The organism is Thiohalomonas denitrificans (genome assembly GCF_016841685.1).
Lineage (GTDB): Bacteria > Pseudomonadota > Gammaproteobacteria > Thiohalomonadales > Thiohalomonadaceae > Thiohalomonas > Thiohalomonas denitrificans_A.
This window is the reverse complement of the sequence record NZ_JAENYR010000024.1, coordinates 15,133-34,096: the sequence shown is the minus strand read 5'-3', so window position 1 is coordinate 34,096 and position 18,964 is coordinate 15,133. Positions and strand designations below refer to the sequence as shown.

At 56.6% G+C, this 18,964-nt stretch carries 18 protein-coding genes; all 18 read left to right on the top strand.

The window, feature by feature from the left end:
• The first annotated feature begins 126 nt into the window (after nucleotides 1-126).
• The 18 genes from rpsB (at nucleotide 127) to Q7L05_RS07175 (ending at nucleotide 18,961) form a co-directional block, all read left to right on the top strand.
• Entirely contained in the window at nucleotides 127-879 is a 753-nt protein-coding gene (rpsB, locus tag Q7L05_RS07260) for a 30S ribosomal protein S2 (RefSeq protein WP_303904110.1), read from the top strand.
• 117 nt (nucleotides 880-996) lie between these two features.
• Nucleotides 997-1,881: a translation elongation factor Ts gene (gene tsf / locus Q7L05_RS07255; protein ID WP_303904107.1), complete on the top strand. Its 885-nt coding sequence runs from the start codon at nucleotides 997-999 to the stop codon at nucleotides 1,879-1,881.
• Between the two features lie 3 nt (nucleotides 1,882-1,884).
• Nucleotides 1,885-2,628 carry a UMP kinase gene (gene pyrH, locus Q7L05_RS07250; protein ID WP_303904103.1) on the top strand — a complete coding sequence of 248 codons (744 nt, stop codon included), beginning with the start codon at nucleotides 1,885-1,887 and terminating at the stop codon, nucleotides 2,626-2,628.
• Nucleotides 2,625-3,182, top strand: a complete 558-nt coding sequence (frr, locus tag Q7L05_RS07245; RefSeq protein WP_303904100.1) for a ribosome recycling factor — start codon at nucleotides 2,625-2,627, stop codon at nucleotides 3,180-3,182. The genes pyrH and frr overlap by 4 nt, the downstream gene beginning before the upstream one ends.
• Before the next feature lie 48 nt (nucleotides 3,183-3,230).
• A complete protein-coding gene (gene uppS / locus Q7L05_RS07240; protein ID WP_303904097.1) occupies nucleotides 3,231-3,989 on the top strand; it encodes a polyprenyl diphosphate synthase in 759 nt (252 codons plus the stop codon).
• Complete coding sequence (locus Q7L05_RS07235; RefSeq protein WP_303904094.1) at nucleotides 3,982-4,800, top strand: phosphatidate cytidylyltransferase; 819 nt, start codon at nucleotides 3,982-3,984, stop codon at nucleotides 4,798-4,800. The genes uppS and Q7L05_RS07235 overlap by 8 nt, the downstream gene beginning before the upstream one ends.
• Complete coding sequence (gene ispC, locus Q7L05_RS07230; protein ID WP_303904091.1) at nucleotides 4,797-5,987, top strand: 1-deoxy-D-xylulose-5-phosphate reductoisomerase; 1,191 nt, start codon at nucleotides 4,797-4,799, stop codon at nucleotides 5,985-5,987. Before Q7L05_RS07235 ends, ispC begins: the two co-directional genes overlap by 4 nt.
• Nucleotides 5,984-7,342: an RIP metalloprotease RseP gene (gene rseP / locus Q7L05_RS07225; RefSeq protein WP_317623107.1), complete on the top strand. Its 1,359-nt coding sequence runs from the start codon at nucleotides 5,984-5,986 to the stop codon at nucleotides 7,340-7,342. The genes ispC and rseP overlap by 4 nt, the downstream gene beginning before the upstream one ends.
• 11 nt (nucleotides 7,343-7,353) lie before the next feature.
• Nucleotides 7,354-9,678, top strand: coding sequence for an outer membrane protein assembly factor BamA (gene bamA, locus Q7L05_RS07220; RefSeq protein ID WP_411293325.1), 2,325 nt, complete (start codon nucleotides 7,354-7,356; stop codon nucleotides 9,676-9,678).
• 125 nt (nucleotides 9,679-9,803) lie between these two features.
• Nucleotides 9,804-10,226, top strand: coding sequence for an OmpH family outer membrane protein (locus Q7L05_RS07215; protein ID WP_303904084.1), 423 nt, complete (start codon nucleotides 9,804-9,806; stop codon nucleotides 10,224-10,226).
• Nucleotides 10,227-10,434: 208 nt separating this feature from the next.
• Nucleotides 10,435-11,463 (top strand): UDP-3-O-(3-hydroxymyristoyl)glucosamine N-acyltransferase, encoded by a 1,029-nt coding sequence (gene lpxD / locus Q7L05_RS07210; protein WP_303904081.1) that lies wholly within the window; start codon nucleotides 10,435-10,437, stop codon nucleotides 11,461-11,463.
• Between the two features lie 13 nt (nucleotides 11,464-11,476).
• Nucleotides 11,477-11,914, top strand: a complete 438-nt coding sequence (fabZ, locus tag Q7L05_RS07205; protein WP_303904146.1) for a 3-hydroxyacyl-ACP dehydratase FabZ — start codon at nucleotides 11,477-11,479, stop codon at nucleotides 11,912-11,914.
• Complete coding sequence (gene lpxA, locus Q7L05_RS07200) at nucleotides 11,911-12,684, top strand: acyl-ACP--UDP-N-acetylglucosamine O-acyltransferase (RefSeq protein WP_303904078.1); 774 nt, start codon at nucleotides 11,911-11,913, stop codon at nucleotides 12,682-12,684. Before fabZ ends, lpxA begins: the two co-directional genes overlap by 4 nt.
• Nucleotides 12,685-12,905: 221 nt before the next feature.
• The gene (locus Q7L05_RS07195) at nucleotides 12,906-14,174 is read left to right on the top strand and encodes a nucleotide sugar dehydrogenase (protein ID WP_303904143.1); all 1,269 of its coding nucleotides are present in this window, start codon (nucleotides 12,906-12,908) and stop codon (nucleotides 14,172-14,174) included.
• Between the two features lie 406 nt (nucleotides 14,175-14,580).
• Nucleotides 14,581-15,963: a TIGR03013 family XrtA/PEP-CTERM system glycosyltransferase gene (locus tag Q7L05_RS07190; RefSeq protein ID WP_303904075.1), complete on the top strand. Its 1,383-nt coding sequence runs from the start codon at nucleotides 14,581-14,583 to the stop codon at nucleotides 15,961-15,963.
• Between the two features lie 21 nt (nucleotides 15,964-15,984).
• Complete coding sequence (locus Q7L05_RS07185) at nucleotides 15,985-16,626, top strand: XrtA/PEP-CTERM system exopolysaccharide export protein (RefSeq protein ID WP_317623106.1); 642 nt, start codon at nucleotides 15,985-15,987, stop codon at nucleotides 16,624-16,626.
• A gap of 26 nt (nucleotides 16,627-16,652) precedes the next feature.
• Nucleotides 16,653-17,534 carry an AAA family ATPase gene (locus Q7L05_RS07180; RefSeq protein ID WP_303904072.1) on the top strand — a complete coding sequence of 294 codons (882 nt, stop codon included), beginning with the start codon at nucleotides 16,653-16,655 and terminating at the stop codon, nucleotides 17,532-17,534.
• Nucleotides 17,535-17,539: 5 nt separating this feature from the next.
• Nucleotides 17,540-18,961 (top strand): TIGR03016 family PEP-CTERM system-associated outer membrane protein, encoded by a 1,422-nt coding sequence (locus tag Q7L05_RS07175; protein WP_303904137.1) that lies wholly within the window; start codon nucleotides 17,540-17,542, stop codon nucleotides 18,959-18,961.
• Nucleotides 18,962-18,964: the final 3 nt, after the last annotated feature.

Sequence of the window (18,964 nt, the reverse complement as noted above, 5' to 3'; positions counted from 1 at the left end):
CGGCTCCGGCTCGCGCCAGGGTCGAATAAAATCCACACATGCGCCGTCACGGGTGTCCGGGTGCCCCCGTAAGGGGTCGATATCCGAGGGTGCATGGAGGACCAACCCAAATGAGGAGACTTTTACATGGCTAATGTGACCATGCGTCAGATGCTGGAGGCCGGTGTCCACTTCGGTCACCAGACCCGTTACTGGAACCCGAAGATGGTGCCGTACGTCTTCGGTCAGCGTAACAAGATTCACATCATCAATCTCGAGAAGTCGCTGCCGCTCTATAACGACGCAATGAATTATCTTGGCAAGCTGGCCTCGAACAAGGGCAAGATCCTGTTCGTCGGCACCAAGCGCCAGGCCCGTGACATCGTCAAGCAGGAAGCGGAACGTTGCGGTATGCCCTATGTGGATTATCGCTGGTTGGGCGGCATGCTGACCAACTTCAAGACCGTCAAGCAGTCCATCCGGCGCTTGAAGGACCTTGAGGCTCAGGAGCAGGACGGCACCCTGGCCAAACTGGTCAAGAAAGAGGCGCTGATGCGCCAGCGCGAGAAGGAAAAGCTGGATCGCAGTCTCGGCGGCATCAAGGACATGGGCGGTCTGCCCGATGCGATGTTCGTCATCGATGTCGGTCACGAGAAGAATGCCATCAGCGAAGCCAAGAAACTGGGCATCCCGGTCGTGGCCGCGGTGGATACCAACTGCGACCCATCTGACGTCGACTACGTAATTCCCGGTAACGATGATGCGATTCGCGCTATCAGCCTCTATGTGGCGGGCGCTGCCAACGCCATACTGGAGGGCAAGGCTGCCACCGCACCGGTTACCGAAGGCGGGACCGACGAGTTCATCGAGGTTACCGAAGGCGAGCAGGCCTCCGAGTAATCTCGGGCGACCGCTCGAAAGAGATGTTCAGGAAGGGGGGCTTCGCCCCCTTTTTTGGAGTCGTCCCGGGCGGCTGAGCCACCTGTTTGGAAAAATTCTCAAAGGGGACTACGAACAATGGCGATTACTGCTGCGCAGGTAAAGGAGCTTCGTGAACGCACCGGTGCCGGCATGATGGAGTGCAAAAAGGCGCTGGTGGAGACGGATGGCGATATCGATGCCGCAATCGAACATATGCGCAAGACCGGCCTGGCCAAGGCTGACAAGAAGGCCGGACGTACCGCGGCCGAGGGCCTGATTACGGTCAAGATGAGTGACGACGGTAAGCGGGCAGCCATGGTCGAGATCAACTGCGAAACCGACTTCGTGGCCAAGAACGAGGACTTTCAGGACTTCGCTAACGCCGTCGCCGAACGGGTGCTGGCCAGCGATCCCGACGATCTGGAGGCGTTGCTTGCCATGCCGCTGAAGCACGGCGATGACACCAATGTCGGCGATGCCACGAAAACGCTGATCGCCAAGCTGGGCGAAAATATGGCCGTGCGTCGCTTCGTGACCTTTCAGACCTCCGGTACACTGGCCACTTATCTTCACGGAACCCGTATCGGTGTGGTGACGGAGCTGGAAGGGGGCGATGAAGAGCTGGGTCGCGATTTGGCGATGCACATCGCCGCCAGCAAGCCACAGCACATCTCCTCCGACGATGTACCCTCCGAGATGATCGAGAAGGAGCGGGAGATTTTCATGGCCCAGGCCGCAGAGAGCGGCAAGCCGCAGGAGATCATCGAAAAGATGGTCGAAGGCCGGGTGAAGAAGGCCCTCAAGGAGATAACCCTGCTGGGTCAGCCATTCGTGAAAGATCCGGATACCACGGTCGAAAAGCTCCTAAAGGATAAGGGCGCCAAGGTGGTCAGCTTCCGCCGCTTCGAAGTGGGCGAGGGTATCGAGAAGAAGGTCGACAACTTCGTCGAGGAAGTCATGGCCCAGGCCCGCGGTACCTGACCGATGGGCAACGCCGACGCGACCACATTTCCCTATAAAAGGATCCTGCTCAAGCTCAGCGGCGAAGCGCTGATGGGAGAGCAGGGGTTCGGCATCGACCCGGCGGTCGCCAAACGCACCGCCAGGGAGGTGGCCGAGGCTGTGGAGGCCGGCGCCCAGGTCGCTTTGGTCATCGGTGGCGGTAATATCTTTCGGGGCGTCAGTCTGGCGGCCGGAGGGATGGAGCGCGCCACCGCGGACCACATGGGCATGCTCGCCACGGTGATTAATGCTCTGGCTATTCAGGATGCCCTGGAGCACGAGGATCTGGCCGTGAGGGTCATGTCAGCACTGCCGATCCACCAGGTCTGTGAGGATTACGTGCGGCGACGCGCAATCCGGCACCTCGAGAAACACCGGGTGTGCATCTTCGCCGCAGGAACCGGAAACCCGTTTTTCACCACCGACACCGCTGCTACGCTGCGGGGGATCGAAATCGGCGCCGATCTGGTTCTGAAGGCGACCAAGGTGGATGGGGTGTACAGTGCCGATCCGGTCAAGGATCCCTCGGCGACCCGCTATTCACGGCTAACCTATGATGAGGTGCTGGCGAAGAATCTGGGCGTCATGGATCTGACCGCAATGGTTCTCTGTCGGGATCACAACATGCCGTTACGGGTTTTTGACATGAACAAGCCGGGTGCGTTGATGCGTATTTTACGGGGCGAAGACGAAGGCACCTTGGTTGAACGGGGAGACAGCGCATGATTAATGATGTCAAGAAAGACGCCGAAGCGCGTATGAAAAAAAGTATCGAAGCGCTCCGGAACGAACTTTCCAAGCTGCGTACGGGACGTGCGCAGCCGAGTCTCCTCGACCACGTCATGGTCGAATACTATGGCTCGGAGGTTCCTCTTAGCCAGGTGGCCAACATCTCCAGCGAGGATGCCCGTACCTTGACGGTGACCCCTTGGGAGAAACCTATGGTCCAGAAGGTAGAGAAGGCGATCATGACCTCCGACCTGGGACTCAATCCGGCGACTTCCGGCTCCGTCATTCGAGTGCCGCTGCCGGCCCTGACCGAAGAGCGTCGTCGTGATATGGGCAAGCTGGTTCGCCAGGAAGGGGAACACGCCAAAGTGGCAATCCGCAATATCCGCCGCGATGCCAATGGTGATTTCAAAGCACTACTCAAAGAGAAGGAAATCTCGGAGGATGAGGCTCGCAAGGCCGAAGAAGACATCCAGAAGTTGACGGACGCATACGTCGCAGAAGTGGACACGCTTCTGGAAGCGAAAGAAAAAGATTTGATGGAAATCTGAACGCCGGTTAGCGCCTTTTTTCGGGCGTTGTTCTCGGTATTCACAATTATGGCGAACGAACACACCAGTTCGACCCCGCGTACGCGCTTGCCGCGGCACGTCGCCGTCATCATGGACGGTAACGGCCGCTGGGCCAAGCAGCGCCACCTCCCGCGCTTTGCCGGACACCGCTCCGGCCTGGAATCGGTTCGGAGCATGGTGAAGCTATCTCTTCAGCATGGGATCGAGGCGTTGACCCTGTTCGCCTTCAGTAGTGAAAACTGGCGCCGTCCCAAAGAAGAAGTGGGACTGCTGATGAACCTCTTTATGACGGCTCTCGACAAAGAGGTCGACAAGCTGCATAAAAATGGTATTCGGCTGCGTATTCTGGGTGACATCGATGCCTTTTCACCCGAGCTGCAACGGCGCATCGCCGATGCCGAAGCGCTCACCCGGAACAATACCGCCCTGACGCTGGCGGTCGCGGTCAATTATGGGGGCCGCTGGGATATCACTCAGGCCGCCCGAGCAATGGCCCGGGCCGTCGCTGCCGGTGAAATCCAGCCGGAGGATATTACCCCGGCAGCCCTGGGGGCACGCCTGGTCCTGAGCGAGCTTCCCGAACCGGATTTGTTTATCCGTACTGGTGGTGAACAGCGCATCAGCAATTTCCTGCTTTGGCAGCTGGCCTATACTGAACTCTATTTCACCACGATGCTGTGGCCGGAGTTCCGGGAGGCGGGTTTCGAAGCCGCTCTGGACTCGTTTTCCTCGCGCCAGCGCCGGTTCGGCAAGACCGGTGACCAAGTGGAGCAGGAGGGTGCTTAAGCAGAGAATCCTCACGGCGCTGATACTGGCGCCGCTCGCAGCCTGGGCCATTCTCGCTCTGCCATCCGCCTTCTTTGCGCTCCTGCTTGGGGTGATCATGCTTTTGGGAGCTTGGGAGTGGACCCGCCTGGTCGGCTTGAACTCGAATGCGGGACGCTTCATGTATATGGCTGCAGTCGCGCTGTTGATCGGTATTCTCTACCCGCTGACTGCAGCGCCCAGCAGTGTCGTCGTCATCGGCGTATCGGCGGTGGCGTGGTGGGGAGTAGCACTGGTGGCGGTGCTTCGCTATCCCGCGGGTATCAAGGCATTGCGGCAGAGCCGTACGACCCGGGCACTGGCCGGTGTCCTGGTACTGGTGCCGGCCTGGGGATGCCTGGTCATTCTGCAGCGGGCGCCGGGTCCCGGCTTCGTGTTGCTGCTGGTGGTTCTGATCTGGGGCGCTGATACCGGCGCCTACTTTGCTGGACGCCGTTGGGGACGCCATCGCCTGGCGCCCCGGGTGAGCCCCGGGAAAACCTGGGAGGGCGTTGCCGGGGGCGTCGCGGTAGCTCTGGCGGCGGGGGCGGTCGGGTGGTTCTGGTTGCGGCCGGAGGTCATGCTGCCCGGTTTTCTCTTCCTGTGCGGCCTCACTATCGCCTCTTCGGTGTTGGGTGACCTCTCCGAAAGTATGTTCAAACGCATGATGAATGTTAAAGACAGCGGCGGTCTGCTTCCGGGACACGGGGGTATTCTCGACCGCATCGATAGCCTGACGGCGGCCGCCCCGGTCTTTGCACTGGGCCTTTACGGACTGAGGGCCTGGACATGATTGGCGTAACGGTTCTGGGGGCCACAGGGTCCATCGGTATGAGTACTCTGGATGTGCTGTCCCGTCATCCGAATCGCTACCGGGTGGTCGCGCTGACCGCCAATTCCCGGGTGGACCGCCTGGTGGAGCAGTGCGTTGCCTTTCGCCCTCGCTATGCGGCCATGGTCGATGAGACCGCAGCCGAGCAGCTCGCCGTACTTCTGCGGGAGCTGGCGCCCGAGGTGGAAGTACTCGCCGGCCAGAAGGGACTCGAGACCGTGGCGGCTCTGGACGAAGCGGAAGTTGTCATGGCTGCCATCGTCGGGGCGGCCGGATTGCGCCCGAGTCTGGCTGCGGCCCGGGCGGGCAAGCGTATACTCCTGGCCAACAAGGAGGCGCTGGTGATGTCCGGTGCCCTGTTCATGGAGGAGGTGCGCCGAAACGGCGCCGAACTGCTGCCCATCGACAGCGAACATAACGCTATTTTCCAGTGCATGCCGCACGATTTTGCGAGGGGGCTGGATAAGGTTGGTATCAATCGCATCCTGTTGACTGCGTCCGGTGGTCCGTTCCGGAATCTGCCATTATCGGAACTGGGACAGGTCACCCCCGAGCAGGCGGTTGCCCACCCCAATTGGTCGATGGGCCGAAAGATTTCGGTCGACTCGGCCACAATGATGAACAAGGGGCTGGAGGTCATTGAGGCCTGCTGGCTATTCGGTACCCGTACGGATCGCATTCAGGTGGTGCTGCACCCACAGAGCATTATTCATTCAATGGTGTCGTATATCGACGGTTCGGTAATCGCACAGATGGGCAATCCCGACATGCGGACCCCGATTGCCCATGCATTGGCCTGGCCCGAACGGATCCGTTCCGGCGTGGAGAGCCTCGACGTCTTTCAGGTGGCGCGTCTCGACTTCGAGCCCCCGGACTTGCAACGCTTTCCTTGCCTGCGTCTGGCGGGTGAGGCAATGGACGCGGGCGGAACGTGCCCGGCCGTGCTGAATGCAGCCAATGAAATCGCTGTTGCTGCCTTTCTCGAGGGTAGTATTCCGTTTACGGCGATTCCTCAGTCCATCGAGTATACGCTGGGTGCACTCCCCCGACGGGAGGCGGAAGACCTCACGACTATCTTCGAGGAGGATGCCGCCGCTCGTCGAGTGACGAGTGAGTGGATCCGTCTCAGCTATCCCGGAGCCTTATGATCGCTTTTCTCGGTTCAGTCCTCGCACTGGTCGTTGCCCTTGGTGTTCTCATCGCTGTCCATGAATTCGGTCACTTTTGGGTGGCGCGGCGGATGGGGGTCAAGGTGATTCGCTTCTCCATCGGCTTTGGCCGTCCGCTCTGGAAACGCATGGCGGCGGACGGCACGGAATACGTGGTGGCCGCCATTCCCCTCGGTGGCTACGTCAAAATGCTGGACGAGCGCGAAGTAGAGGTGCCCGAGGAGGAGCTGGATCGCGCCTTCAATCGGAAGAGCGTGGCAAGGCGGTTTGCGATTGTGGCCGCCGGTCCGTTCTTCAATTTCCTGTTTGCCGTTTTTGCGTTTTGGTTGATGTTTGTCAATGGTATTCCCGGCGTCAAGCCGATCGTGGGTGAAGTGGTGAAGGACACACCTGCCGCCAGGGCCGATCTGCGCCCGGGCCAGGAAATCATCGCCGTCGGTGGCGAAGAGACTCCAACGTGGGATGCAGTGTTCGATCGATTGCTTCCCAAACTGCTGCTCGGAGAGCCGGTCGAGCTGACCGTACGCACCGACGGCAGGACAGAAACCAGGCACCTCCCCCTGGAGCGTGCCGGGCGGGAGGTCAAGCCGGAGGAGCTGGTCTCTAGCATTGGTCTGCGCCCTCAAAGGCCCGATCTGCAGCCGGTTATCGGTGAGGTTCAAGGGGGGTCACCGGCGGAAGCCGCGGGGCTGCTGCCGGAGGATGAGGTGGTCGCCATCGCCGGTCAGCCGGTGGATGATTGGCAGACGATGGTCGAGGCCATTCGGGATAGTCCGGGGGAAGCGCTCACCTTCAGTCTGCTGCGAGACGGTGAACGCATTGAGATCGAGATCCGGCCGGCGCGGGTCGAAACGGAGCAGGGGGCAGTCGGCCAGATCGGAGCGCAGGTGAAGATCGACCCGTCGCAAGCGGCCGCACTGAGCAGTAAGTGGCAGCAGGGACCGGTTGAGGCCGTCGGGTCTTCCATCAGCCGGACCTGGGAGATGTCCAGCCTGACCCTTCGCATGCTGGGCGAAATGGTGATCGGACGGGTTTCGACAGAGAGCATCAGCGGTCCCATCACCATCGCCCGCTATGCCAGGGATTCCGCCTATGCGGGTTTCAGTCGATTTCTATCTTTCCTCGCAATTGTTAGTATCAGCCTCGGCGTGTTGAATCTTTTACCAATCCCGGTCCTCGATGGGGGGCACCTGATGTTCTATCTGGTGGAAACGGTCAAGGGCAGTCCCGTCTCGGAGACGACGGAGTCTGTCGGCCAGCGGATTGGCATAGCGATAATCATCGCCCTGATGACTTTGGCTTTTTACAACGACTTGGTCCGTTTGGCCGGGTGAGATAAAAATAGATGGCGTTTCCGAAATCCTTTCTCCGCCCTGTGGCGGTCTTAGTGTTGTTTGCTGCCTCCATACAGTCGGCATGGGGCTTTGAGCCATTTTTGGTTGAAGACATCCAGGTTGAAGGTCTGCAACGGATTTCCGTCGGTACGGTCTTTAACTATCTCCCGGTGGAGCAAGGGGAGCGGCTGACCGAAAGTCGCTCCAGCGAGGCCATCCGTGCACTGTTCGGAACCGGCTTTTTTGAAAATGTCGTTCTGGAGCGGGATGGGAATACGCTGATTGTCTTCGTCGAAGAGCGCCCCGCCATTGCCAGCATTGACTTGGAAGGCAATAAAGATATCCCCTCCGAACAGTTGCTGGAGAGCCTTAAACAGATTGGTTTCGCGGAGGGACGTGTATTCAATCCCTCGATGCTGGATCGGGTCGAACAGGAGCTGAAACGGCAGTATCTGAACCTGGGAAAGTACAGCGCCCGGGTCGAGTCCGAAGTGACGCCGCTGGAACGGAATCGCGTGGCGGTGAACATCCGGGTCGGCGAAGGCGAAGCCGCAAAAATCAAACGGATCAATATCGTCGGAAACGATGTCTTTGACGAAGATGAGTTGCTCGACAAGTTCGAGCTCGGTACCAAGCCGTTTTTTTCCTGGTTTTCCGACCGGGATCAATATTCGAAACAGCGACTTGGGGCCGATCTGGAGACGTTGCGCTCCTGGTACCTGAATCGGGGCTATATCAATTTCTCGGTCGATTCCACTCAGGTTTCGATCACTCCTGACAAGCAGGACGTGTACATCACCATCAATATCAGCGAAGGTGAACAGTTCCGGATCGGCGAGGTCGCCCTGGGTGGTGACACCGTCCTCCCCGAACAACAAATCCGTGAGCTGATCGAAGTCCGGGAGGGGGAAGTCTTCTCCCGCAGGCGGGTGAACCAAAGTGCTCGGGGGATCAGTGAGCGCCTCGGAGATGAAGGGTATGCGTTTGCCAACGTCAATCCCATCCCCGATATCGACGACGAGCGGAAAACGGTCGATTTGACCTTTTTTGTGGATCCGGGCAAACGTGTGTACGTCCGCCGTATCAACATCAGCGGTAATCTGAAAACCCGGGATGAGGTTCTGAGGCGCGAACTCCGCCAGATGGAGAGCGCTCCGATTTCGACCCAAAACGTGGAGCGCTCGCGCGAGCGTATTGATCGACTCGGCTTTTTCGAACAGGTCGACGTCGAAACACCCGTGGTGCCCGGCAGCCCGGATCAAGTCGACGTCAATTACAACGTGGTAGAGCGCCCCAATTTCGGTAGTCTGAACCTGGGGATAGGTTATGGAGACTCCGAAGGCCTGCTGCTGTCGGGAAGCATCAACCAGGATAACTTCCTGGGGACCGGCAACCGCGTGGCTATCGAAGTGAATACCAGCGACGTCAATACCGTCTACAGCGTCAGCCACACCAACCCGTACTTTACCGATGACGGCATCAGTCGGACGCTCCGCGCCTCCTATCGAAAAACCGATGCAGAGGAGGCGGATATCTCCGAATATACGACCGACTCTTATGGGGCAGGGGTCTCCTTCGGGGTTCCGCTAAGTGAATTCAGCTTCTACCGTCTGGGACTGGACTATCGCGTGACAGAGATGAAGCTGGGGACAGATGCGTCCGATGAAATAGTGGGTTTCTGCGAGGATACTGCCCAGCTTGACGATTGCGCATTCAGTACCTTCCGTCTGTCGCCAAGTTGGAATCGGGACACCCGCAACAAGACGGTGTTCCCGGATCGCGGGGGAGTGAGCATGCTGTCAGGCGAATTCGCCGCTCCGGCGCCAGGGGAAAACGATATCAGCTTCTTCAAAGTGCGAGCAAAGCATGAGCAGTATATTCCGCTCAGTGATTGGCTTACGTTCAAGGGGGAAGCTGAAATTGGGTATGGTGACGCCATCAGCGGCACCTCCGAGTTGCCGCCGTTTGAGAATTTCTATGCCGGCGGCAGTCGGACCGTGCGTGGTTACCAGGGCAACAGTCTCGGCCCACGGGATTCCAATGATGATCCGCTGGGTGGTAATGCCCGTGTACTCGGGAATGCGGAGCTGATTTTCCCTTCACCTTTTGGGGAACAGGCGGGTTCGACCCGCTTGAGTGCCTTTGTCGATGCAGGTAATGTCTATGATACTACCGAATCGGATATCGATTTTGGTGAGCTGCGCTACTCGGCGGGGCTTTCGCTGGTTTGGCTGACGCCAATGGGGCCGATGAGCTTCAGCCTGTCGCAGCCTCTGAATGAAGAAGCCGATGATGAGACCGAGGTGTTCCAGTTTACTCTGGGCACGCTTTTCTAACGATTGAATCTGATCAGGAAGGGAATATGTACCGAATGAAATTGGCCGCTAGTGGCAAACGCGTTTTGGCTGGAACTTTACTGGCCGCGTGCTTCGTATTTCCTGTCCAAGCCCAAGGTGTTCGTATGGTATTCGTGAACACCCCAGAGGTCCTCAAAGAAGCACCTCAGGCCCAGGAGGCACGGGACCGCCTCAAGACGGAATTTGCACCCCGTGACGAAAAGTTGGCCAGCTCGGGCAGTGCGCTGAAAGAGCTGGAGGAGAAGCTTGAGCGAGATGGGGCGATCATGAGTGAATCCGAGCGCCGGAAAGTCGAGCGGGATATCGTTTCCGCACGTCGTGAGTTGAAGCGTTCCCGGGAAGAGTTTAACGAAGATTTCAATATCCGCCGCAATGAAGAGTTTTCCAAGCTGCAGCGCAAAGTCGCAAAGGCGATCACCGACCTCGCCAAGGAAAACGGCTACGACCTCGTACTCGAAGCGGGTGTCGTGTACGCGAGTGACAAGGTCGATATTACCGAAAGCGTCGTAGAACGGTTGAACAACTAGCCGGGCATCCTATGAACTCACCGCAGAGGCACCGGGAGCGCAAAAAAACGTAATGGATTGTTATTCAAGACCCGAGTCGCAACAGTCTACTCCCGCTCCTGGATGCCTCTTCTCGCGGAATGCTATCTCTGGATATAGCCACTCCTGGACATCCTTGTCCCCGTGGCCTAACGTCGCAGTAGTAGACAATTCGGTAACTATTTAGACCATGGAGTACTCACTGGCAGCGCTGGCCGAAGTGGCAGGCGCGCGGCTGGAAGGCAAGCCCTCACTAATCATTGAAAGTGTCGGCACGTTGGCCGATGCACATGAAGGGCAAATTGCCTTTTTGTCGAATCCGAAGTATCGAAGCCAGCTATCCGATACACGGGCTTCCGCCGTTATCCTCGACGAGGGGTCTCTTTCCGCGTGTCCCGTCGCTGCATTAGTGGCCGATAATCCGTACGCGGCATTTGCGCGTGTTACAGCGCTGTTTGACATGGCTGAAACGCCCGAGCCGGGACGGCATCGCACTGCACAGATCCACCAGACCGCTGAAGTCCATCCGAGCGCCGCAATCGGGCCTAATGTCGTTATTGGACCACGTTCCCGAATCGGCGCAGGTGTGGTGATTGGCCCCGGCTGTTTCATCGACTCCGATTGCGTTGTCGGAGAGGAAACCCGGATGGTTGCCAATGCCTCAATCTATTACGGGTGCCATATCGGTCGGCGTGGCGTGATACATGCCGGGGCGGTCATTGGCAGCGACGGTTTTGGCTTTGCCAATGATGCCGGACGCTGGCTAAAGGTTCATCAACTCGGCGCCGTGGTGATTGGGAACGATGTGGAAGTGGGGGCAAACACCACAATCGACCGGGGTGCGGTAAACGACACGGTCATCGAGGAAGGCGTAAAGCTCGATAACCTGGTACAGATCGCACACAACGTACGGATAGGGGCTCATAGCGCAGTGGCTGCGTGCGTCGGTATTGCCGGCAGTGCGGTCATTGGAAAGCACTGTGCCATCGCCGGCGGCGTGGGGATCCTGGGTCATTTGGAGATCGCCGACCGTGTGACCATCACGGCGATGTCGCTGGTGACCAAATCAGTCAAAAAGCCCGGCATGTATTCCGCTGGTGTGCCGCTTGAGACGAGTGAGCGGTGGCAGAAGAATTTTGTTCGCTTCAAACAGCTGGACAATATGGCGCGTCGGATTCGGTCGTTGGAAAAAGAACTCGAAGAACTGAAAAAAGGGTAGCAACTTGAACACCATGAATATTCATGAGGTACTGGAGTACCTGCCCCACCGGTATCCATTTTTGCTGATCGATCGGGTACTCGACTTTCAACCCGGTGAATTTCTGGTCGCTGTGAAGAATGTCACAGTGAACGAACCATTCTTCCCGGGACACTTCCCGAATCGGCCGGTGTTTCCCGGTGTGCTGATCATGGAAGCTCTGGCTCAGGCAACCGGAATTCTGGCCTTCAAGAGTAGCGATAGCAAGCCGGACGACAACAGGCTCTATTATTTTGCCGGCATCGATAATGCCCGTTTCAAACGGCCGGTGGAGCCGGGCGATCAGCTGCGCCTGGAAGTGGAACTCATCAAGACGAAACGCGGGATCTGGAAATTCAAGGGCGTGGCGAAGGTAGACGGGAAGGTAGTGGCCAGCGCTGATCTGATGTGCGCAGAACAGGAGATCGCATGAGCATTCATCCTACGGCCATTATCGACTCAAAAGCTCGGCTGGCCGAAAATGTATCGGTCGGGCCCTATACGGTTATCGGCGCCGACGTGGAAATCGGCCAGAAGACCTGGGTGGGTCCCCACGTGGTCATTCAGGGACCGACGGTCATCGGGAAGGAAAATCATATCTTCCAGTTTGCCTCGATTGGCGAGGCACCTCAGGACAAGAAGTATAGTGGCGAACCGACGCGTCTGGAGATAGGAGACCGCAACATTATCCGGGAATCGGTTACTATTAACCGTGGAACCGTCGGCGGGGGTGGCCTCACGGTAGTGGGCGATGACAACCTTCTCATGGCCTATATCCATATTGCTCATGACTGCCGCGTTGGAAACGGGGTGATTTTTTCCAATAATGCCTCGTTGGCGGGTCACGTGACGGTCGCGGATCAGGTCATTCTTTCGGGGTTTACGCTGATTCACCAGTTCTGTTCCGTCGGTGCCCATTCCTTCACCGGGATGGGTAGTGCCATCGCCAAGGATGTGCCGCCGTATCTGATGGTTAGTGGAAATCCAGCCAAACCTCACGGAATCAACAGGGAAGGACTCAAAAGGCGGGGCTTTTCCCCGGAAGCACTGAGTGCCCTGAAGGAGAGCTATCGGATCCTGTACCGGAGCGGTCTCCCTCTCAGTGAAGCGCGCCAAGAGCTCGGAGCGATGGCCGGGGAGCATGCGGTAGTCTCGGAACTCGTACGTTTTATCGACCAGTCACAGCGCAGCATCATCCGGTGATTCAGTAATTCGGTCGGATCTCTGCCTGGCTTCCAAAGGATTCGGACAAGCCTGGCCCGGCTGCAGAACCAGCATGTGTGGCAGATACGCAACAGAATGCCGTTGCCCGCACTCCCCCAAATGCCATTCTCTCTCTTTTGCATTCAGGAAAACCTGAATAGCGTCTACACTTCGGATAGACGCAGTTGCCAAAAAACGACAGGGAGTCGACTCCATTGGACATGGAACGTGTAAGAATCGGCGTGGTCGGACTCGGCTATGTCGGACTTCCGCTAGCGGTTGAGTTCGGCAAGCAATTTGAGACGGTCGGTTTCGATACCAAGGCTCGGCGGGTGGCGGAGCTCAGGAACAACCGTGACTCCACGCTCGAAGTTGCGCCAGACGTCCTCGAACGGGTGCAGCACCTGAGTTTCTCTGATCATCTGGAAGAGCTGACGGATTGCAACGTCTACATCGTCACTGTTCCGACGCCCGTGGATGCCCATCACCAACCGGATCTGACGCCACTACGCAAGGCGAGCGAGATGATCGGCCGGGTCCTTTCCAAAGGTGATTGCGTCATCTACGAGTCGACGGTCTATCCCGGCGCGACCGAAGAAGTCTGCATCCCAATCCTCGAGTCCAAATCCTTACTGCATTTGAATGAGGATTTTATCGTCGGATATAGCCCTGAACGGATTAATCCCGGCGACAAACAGCGGCCGTTGGTCTCGATCCGGAAAATTACCTCGGCCTCAACCCCGGAAGGTGCAGAGTTCGTTGACAGCCTCTATCAGCGGATTATCACGGGTGGTACCTACAGGGCGCCAAACATCAGAGTTGCCGAAGCCGCGAAGGTCATCGAAAACACCCAGCGTGATGTCAATATCGCGCTGATTAATGAACTGGCCATTCTCTTTGAACGCCTGGAGATCGATACGCAGGCCGTACTCGATGCCGCCGGCACCAAATGGAATTTTCTTCATTTCCGACCCGGTCTGGTAGGCGGTCACTGTATTGGCGTAGACCCCTATTACCTCACCCATAAGGCACAGGAGATGGGTCATCATCCCGACATTATTCTCGCCTCGCGCCGTATTAATGACGGGATGGGAGAATATCTGGCTAACCGACTGGTGATGTGCATGCTCAAGCGCAGCATTCATGTACCACAGTCCAATGTATTGATTCTTGGTCTCGCCTTCAAAGAAAACTGCCCGGATCTACGCAACAGCCGAATCGTTGACGTCGTCAAAACGTTGACAAAACTCAATGTCAATGTCGACGTTTATGACCCCTGGGTCGATCCCGCAGACGCTTACGAACAATATGGAATCAACCCGGTCGAAAACCTGCCTGAAGGACGTTACGACGCGATGTTGTTGGGTGTAGGCCATCAACGCTTTGTCGAGAAAGGTCTGCCGCACTTCCAGGTGGCCTGCAAACCCAACCATGTGGTATTCGATGCCAAGCATGTCTTTCCGGCGGACCAAGTCGATGGAAGACTGTGACTCCCGGCCGCTAGTGGTCCATGCGGGGAATAGTGTAACGCTCAGCCATCTCACAAGCGCCATCGGCAAGGCGCAGGAGCGCAGAACTGGCCATATAGCCGGTTCAAGCGACTGCAACGCAGCCAAGGGGGCTTGTGAGCCGGCCCGAAGGGAGTCCCGCTAATGGGCCAATCCTGCGTTGCGCTGCTTGGAAAGGGCACGCCATTCCCTGCGCAGCGCGCCTTGCCTTGGCCCATTAGCGGGACTCTGAGTGCCACACTATTCCCCGCATGGACCACTAGTGGAATAGCAACGATTGCGGGTTCAGAAAACTCCGTCTATACGTTCAATACCAAACAACTTTTATACGGTGTGGTATTCCGACGGCTCTGAACAGGAAAGACTCGATTGTTCAAGGAGGACCCGAATGCCGACCATTCGGATTGCCGGGCAGTATTTTCGCGCGCCCTTCATTTTTCTGTTTGGTGCGGAACTGACGTTTGGTGTGTTCTCGGTGTACCTGGCCACGGCCTGGTTAAAAACCGAAGCTGCGTTAAGCGAACCATGGCTGTGGAGTGCCGGTGTATTCGGAGGGACGATGACACTGAGTATGGCTGCAATGGGATTGTATCAAACGGGTGTATGGGACGGGGTGATTTCCTATCTTTCCCGGCTGATCGTCGCCCTATTCGGAACGGCAGTCATCTTTGCGGTTGTGTCCCACTGGATGCCTAACCTGACTATCGATCGCGTGGTAGTGGCAACGGCTGCGGGAATTGCCGTCGCTTTTATTACTCTGGATCGGTTCATTTTCCGTCGGCTGGTCGATAGCGGCGCTCTGGCCAGAAAAATCATTGTTCTGGGTACCGGGGCAAAGGCGAGAACAATCCATCAAATCGCCCAACAGACCAAAAGCGTGGATATCGTCTGGTTTTTTCCAGTAGCCGGGGAGAGTGCCGACGTCGAAAGTGAACGAATAGCCTACCTGCCTATCGGTCTTTCCGAACTTGCAGAGCAGTACAACTGTGAAGAAATTGTGATTGCAACCGGTGAACGCAGAAATACTCTGCCGATGGCAGAGCTGTTGGCGTGCCGGGCCCGTGGAATAGCGGTCACTGACGAAAACAGTTTTGTTGAAAAGGAGACGGGCAAAATCTCTTTGGATTTACTGACGCCGGGTTGGCTCGTAGGTTCGGGAGGATTTCGTTACGGAACTCGGGCGCGAATGCTACGACGCGGATTTGATCTCCTGGCTGCGGGTTCGTTGTTGGTGTTTGCTGCGCCTGTCATGGCAGTCACGGTAATCGCTATACTTTTCGAAAGTGGCTTTGCAGCCCCGATTCTCTACCGTCAGAAACGTGTCGGGGAAAACGGTGAGCTGTTCGAGATCTTCAAATTCCGGAGCATGTATACCGACGCCGAAAGTGATGGCAGGGCTCGTTGGGCAAAAACCAACGATACCCGCATTACCAGGGTTGGAAAATGGATCCGTCGTTCGCGAATCGATGAGCTGCCGCAACTGCTGAATGTGCTTACAGGAGAGATGAGCTTCGTCGGTCCCCGTCCGGAACGCCCCGAGTTTGTCCAGGAGCTTGAAAAGGTCATACCGTTTTATGCAGAACGACACTGTATGAAACCCGGCCTTACCGGGTGGGCACAATTACGTTATGCCTATGGTGCATCGCAGGACGATGCTGCACAAAAACTTCAGTATGATCTTTACTACATAAAGAATCACAGCTTTTTAATGGACCTTCTGATACTGGTTCAAACTGCCGAAGTGGTTGTGTTCGGGCGGGGAGCTCGTTGAATTATTGCAATGGAGATGATTATGCGTACTGCCACGATACTGTTTATTGGGTCTGTTTTGGTATTAGGGCTGAACGGCTGTACCCAGCTTGACCAGATCATGCGCGGAAAAACAGCGGCTTCGCAGCCGGTGAACCCCGAAGGGGAGCGAACGGAGGTCAATTACATCATCGGCCCGGGAGACCACCTGGAGGTATTTGTATGGGGTAATCCGGATCTTTCCTCAACCGTTCCCGTTCGGCCCGATGGAAGGATTACCACCCCCCTGGTCGAAGATGTCCAGGCCAGTGGCAAGTCACCCAGCGAATTGGCGCGAACGATGGAAAAACGTCTGGCGCGCTATGTCAAGCACCCGGTGGTCACGGTGACGGTATCGCAAGTTGTGGGACGAGCCACTGAACAAATCAGGGTCGTCGGACAAGCGGTTGAGCCGCGAATGATACCGTACAGCGAAGATTTGACAGTACTTGATGTATTGATAGCGGTTGGTGGTTTGACGGAATTTGCGGCCGGTAATCGGGCCAGTATCGTGCGTAAGGTCGGAAAAACCGATAAACAGCAATTCAATGTTCGGCTGGCAGATTTGGTCAAGGATGGCGATATTTCGGCCAACGTAGAGATGCGACCCGGAGATATCCTGATTATCCCCGAATCGTTCTTCTAACCACGTATATCCAGGGTGGGCCAGATATGAACAGTATCGAGAAAGCAGCCGAACGCCTGTCGAAGCAGCAGCAAAATCAGCCTGAACGCAGCCGCGAATCGGTGCCGGAAGGGGAAAAAAACAGTATTGAGGCTGCGGCGGAGCATATTGGCAATAGGGTGAAAAAAGACACCGCAAAGCGAGCGCATGCCGCAGACATTCACATCGAAAAGCGGCTCCAGGATGGGAAAATAGGTCTCATCACCGGCATACTGGCAGAACAGTACCGTATGCTGAAGCGCAGGGTTCGTTTCAATCTGGAAAACGAGCGCATCGATCCCAATGCCCGAAACATGGTGATGGTCACCAGCGCACTCCCCGGTGAAGGAAAAACCTTCAATGCACTCAATCTTGCGATAAGCCTTTCCAAGGAGATGGACCATACCGTACTCCTTGTGGATACGGATTTGGTCAAACGTTCGCTGAGTAATCTGCTGGGTTTAAAAGACAGTCCGGGGCTGGTAGATGTGTTGTCGGGCCGCAGCAGTATGCCGGAAGTTCTTAAATGGTCGGACATTCCAAAGCTTGCAGTTTTGCCTGCCGGCTGTTACGAACCACAGGCAGTGGAATTGCTCTCCAGTGATAAAATGCGCGATCTCGCCACAGAGATCGCCACCCGATATAGCAATCGTATTGTCCTGTTTGACGCACCGCCGTTACTTTCGACCAGTCATGCGGCTGTGCTCAGCAGCCTGATGGGACAAGTACTTTTTGTCGTGGCCCAAGGTACGACACCGCAGCAAGCCGTGAAAGAAGGCGTTGATCTCTTGTCACCAAATCCGCTGGCGGGTTTTGTCTTTAATATGGCCTCTGGAACATTTGACTCCTATTACGGTCGCTATTATGTGCCTGATGAGCAACAGCCGTGATAGCCATGATTTTTAAAATACAAAGAAAGCTCGAATCTGGTTTGTGGTCGGTAGCTGTTGCCGTGGGCATCCATGTGGCGGCGCCCGAAATGGCCCAGGCTGCGGAAGTCGATGTAACTCCGGTGCTGCAGGTTTCTGAAATCTATACGGATAACGTGAATCTGGCCTCGAATGATGAAGAAGAGGACTTCATTACTCAGATAGCTCCGGGGATCTCCTACTCTCGAACTGCGCCCAGACTGGATTTTGCGCTTGATTATCAATTTGAGGCCTTATGGTACGCAAACGAATCCGACCATAACGAGACATACCATCAGGCAGAGGCCTTAGGCGAAGCGGTTGCTATTCCGGAATGGTTTTTTGTCAAAGCAGGGGCCGGATATACACAGGAAGTGATTTCATCGGAGGCCCCGATCTCGGTGAACAACATCAGTGTTACTGATAATAGAACCGATGTTGCGACGCTCACCATCAACCCCTATTTGCACCATAGATTCAACGATCAGCTCGTGATGCGGGCGGAGTACCAAATCGATCGCGTCGAATATGACGAAGATCGCCTTTCGGATGGAAGCCGCCGGCACTCTCTGGTGCGGTTCGGAAACGCGCCTGATATGAAATACCGGTGGGGTCTGCTGGCCTCTCACAGGGTTCTGACTGCCGATGACAGAGAGGATTCGGTCCTGGACAAGTGGAGTATCTTTCTGGGGCATCGATTTTCGACTAGGCTGTCCATCGGTCTGGAGGCAGGATACGAGGACAACGAGTACGGTGGAGTCGACGACGTGCTAGAGGAGGATGGCAGCGTATGGCTGGCCAATGCCGAATGGACTCCCAATACCCAGACGAACATGACCGCCTCGTTAGGCCATCGACTGTTTGGAACGACATTCGACTTGTCGGTAGCCAGAGAGACTAATGTGGGGCAGTTTCGAGTGAGCTACTCGGAAGATTACACCAGTGAAATCGAAAGAATTGCAGTCGTAGATGCCGAACGGATCGATGCCGAAACGGTTCAATTTACGACGACCACTGCGCTCGATAATGAGGTCTATCTGAGCCGCCGTTTAAGAGGTGGCTGGTCACATGAAAGGGGTCGTACCGGTGTTGAGTTGTACGGATACGGTGAACAGCGGGAGTACCAGATCACCGAAGATGAGGAGGACCTGGCGGGTGCCGGAGCCCGTTGGAGCTGGAGAGTGGCTCCTCGTACTACCTTGCTGACGGATGGGGAACTGCAGAGGCGGGAATTCCGCGGTGTGGACCGAAGGGACTATCTCGGATATGTGTCGCTGGGGCTGGAGCGTCGGATGACGCAACGCATGCTCGGTACACTGCGCTATCAGTATACGGAAAGGGATTCGACCATAGACAGTTCAGACTATCAGCAAAACATGATCTTTTTGACGGCCAGGGCGGAGTTTTAAACC

Excerpts from the sequence above, each read along its gene's own strand:
- rpsB (WP_303904110.1), top strand. The coding sequence starts at position 127 with ATGGCTAATGTGACCATGCGTCAGATGCTGGAGGCCGGTGTCCACTTC.
- tsf (WP_303904107.1), top strand. The coding sequence starts at position 997 with ATGGCGATTACTGCTGCGCAGGTAAAGGAGCTTCGTGAACGCACCGGT.
- pyrH (WP_303904103.1), top strand. The coding sequence starts at position 1,885 with ATGGGCAACGCCGACGCGACCACATTTCCCTATAAAAGGATCCTGCTC.
- frr (WP_303904100.1), top strand. The coding sequence starts at position 2,625 with ATGATTAATGATGTCAAGAAAGACGCCGAAGCGCGTATGAAAAAAAGT.
- uppS (WP_303904097.1), top strand. The coding sequence starts at position 3,231 with ATGGCGAACGAACACACCAGTTCGACCCCGCGTACGCGCTTGCCGCGG.
- ispC (WP_303904091.1), top strand. The coding sequence starts at position 4,797 with ATGATTGGCGTAACGGTTCTGGGGGCCACAGGGTCCATCGGTATGAGT.
- rseP (WP_317623107.1), top strand. The coding sequence starts at position 5,984 with ATGATCGCTTTTCTCGGTTCAGTCCTCGCACTGGTCGTTGCCCTTGGT.
- bamA (WP_411293325.1), top strand. The coding sequence starts at position 7,354 with ATGGCGTTTCCGAAATCCTTTCTCCGCCCTGTGGCGGTCTTAGTGTTG.
- Q7L05_RS07215 (WP_303904084.1), top strand. The coding sequence starts at position 9,804 with ATGGTATTCGTGAACACCCCAGAGGTCCTCAAAGAAGCACCTCAGGCC.
- lpxD (WP_303904081.1), top strand. The coding sequence starts at position 10,435 with ATGGAGTACTCACTGGCAGCGCTGGCCGAAGTGGCAGGCGCGCGGCTG.
- fabZ (WP_303904146.1), top strand. The coding sequence starts at position 11,477 with ATGAATATTCATGAGGTACTGGAGTACCTGCCCCACCGGTATCCATTT.
- lpxA (WP_303904078.1), top strand. The coding sequence starts at position 11,911 with ATGAGCATTCATCCTACGGCCATTATCGACTCAAAAGCTCGGCTGGCC.
- Q7L05_RS07195 (WP_303904143.1), top strand. The coding sequence starts at position 12,906 with ATGGAACGTGTAAGAATCGGCGTGGTCGGACTCGGCTATGTCGGACTT.
- Q7L05_RS07190 (WP_303904075.1), top strand. The coding sequence starts at position 14,581 with ATGCCGACCATTCGGATTGCCGGGCAGTATTTTCGCGCGCCCTTCATT.
- Q7L05_RS07185 (WP_317623106.1), top strand. The coding sequence starts at position 15,985 with ATGCGTACTGCCACGATACTGTTTATTGGGTCTGTTTTGGTATTAGGG.
- Q7L05_RS07180 (WP_303904072.1), top strand. The coding sequence starts at position 16,653 with ATGAACAGTATCGAGAAAGCAGCCGAACGCCTGTCGAAGCAGCAGCAA.
- Q7L05_RS07175 (WP_303904137.1), top strand. The coding sequence starts at position 17,540 with ATGATTTTTAAAATACAAAGAAAGCTCGAATCTGGTTTGTGGTCGGTA.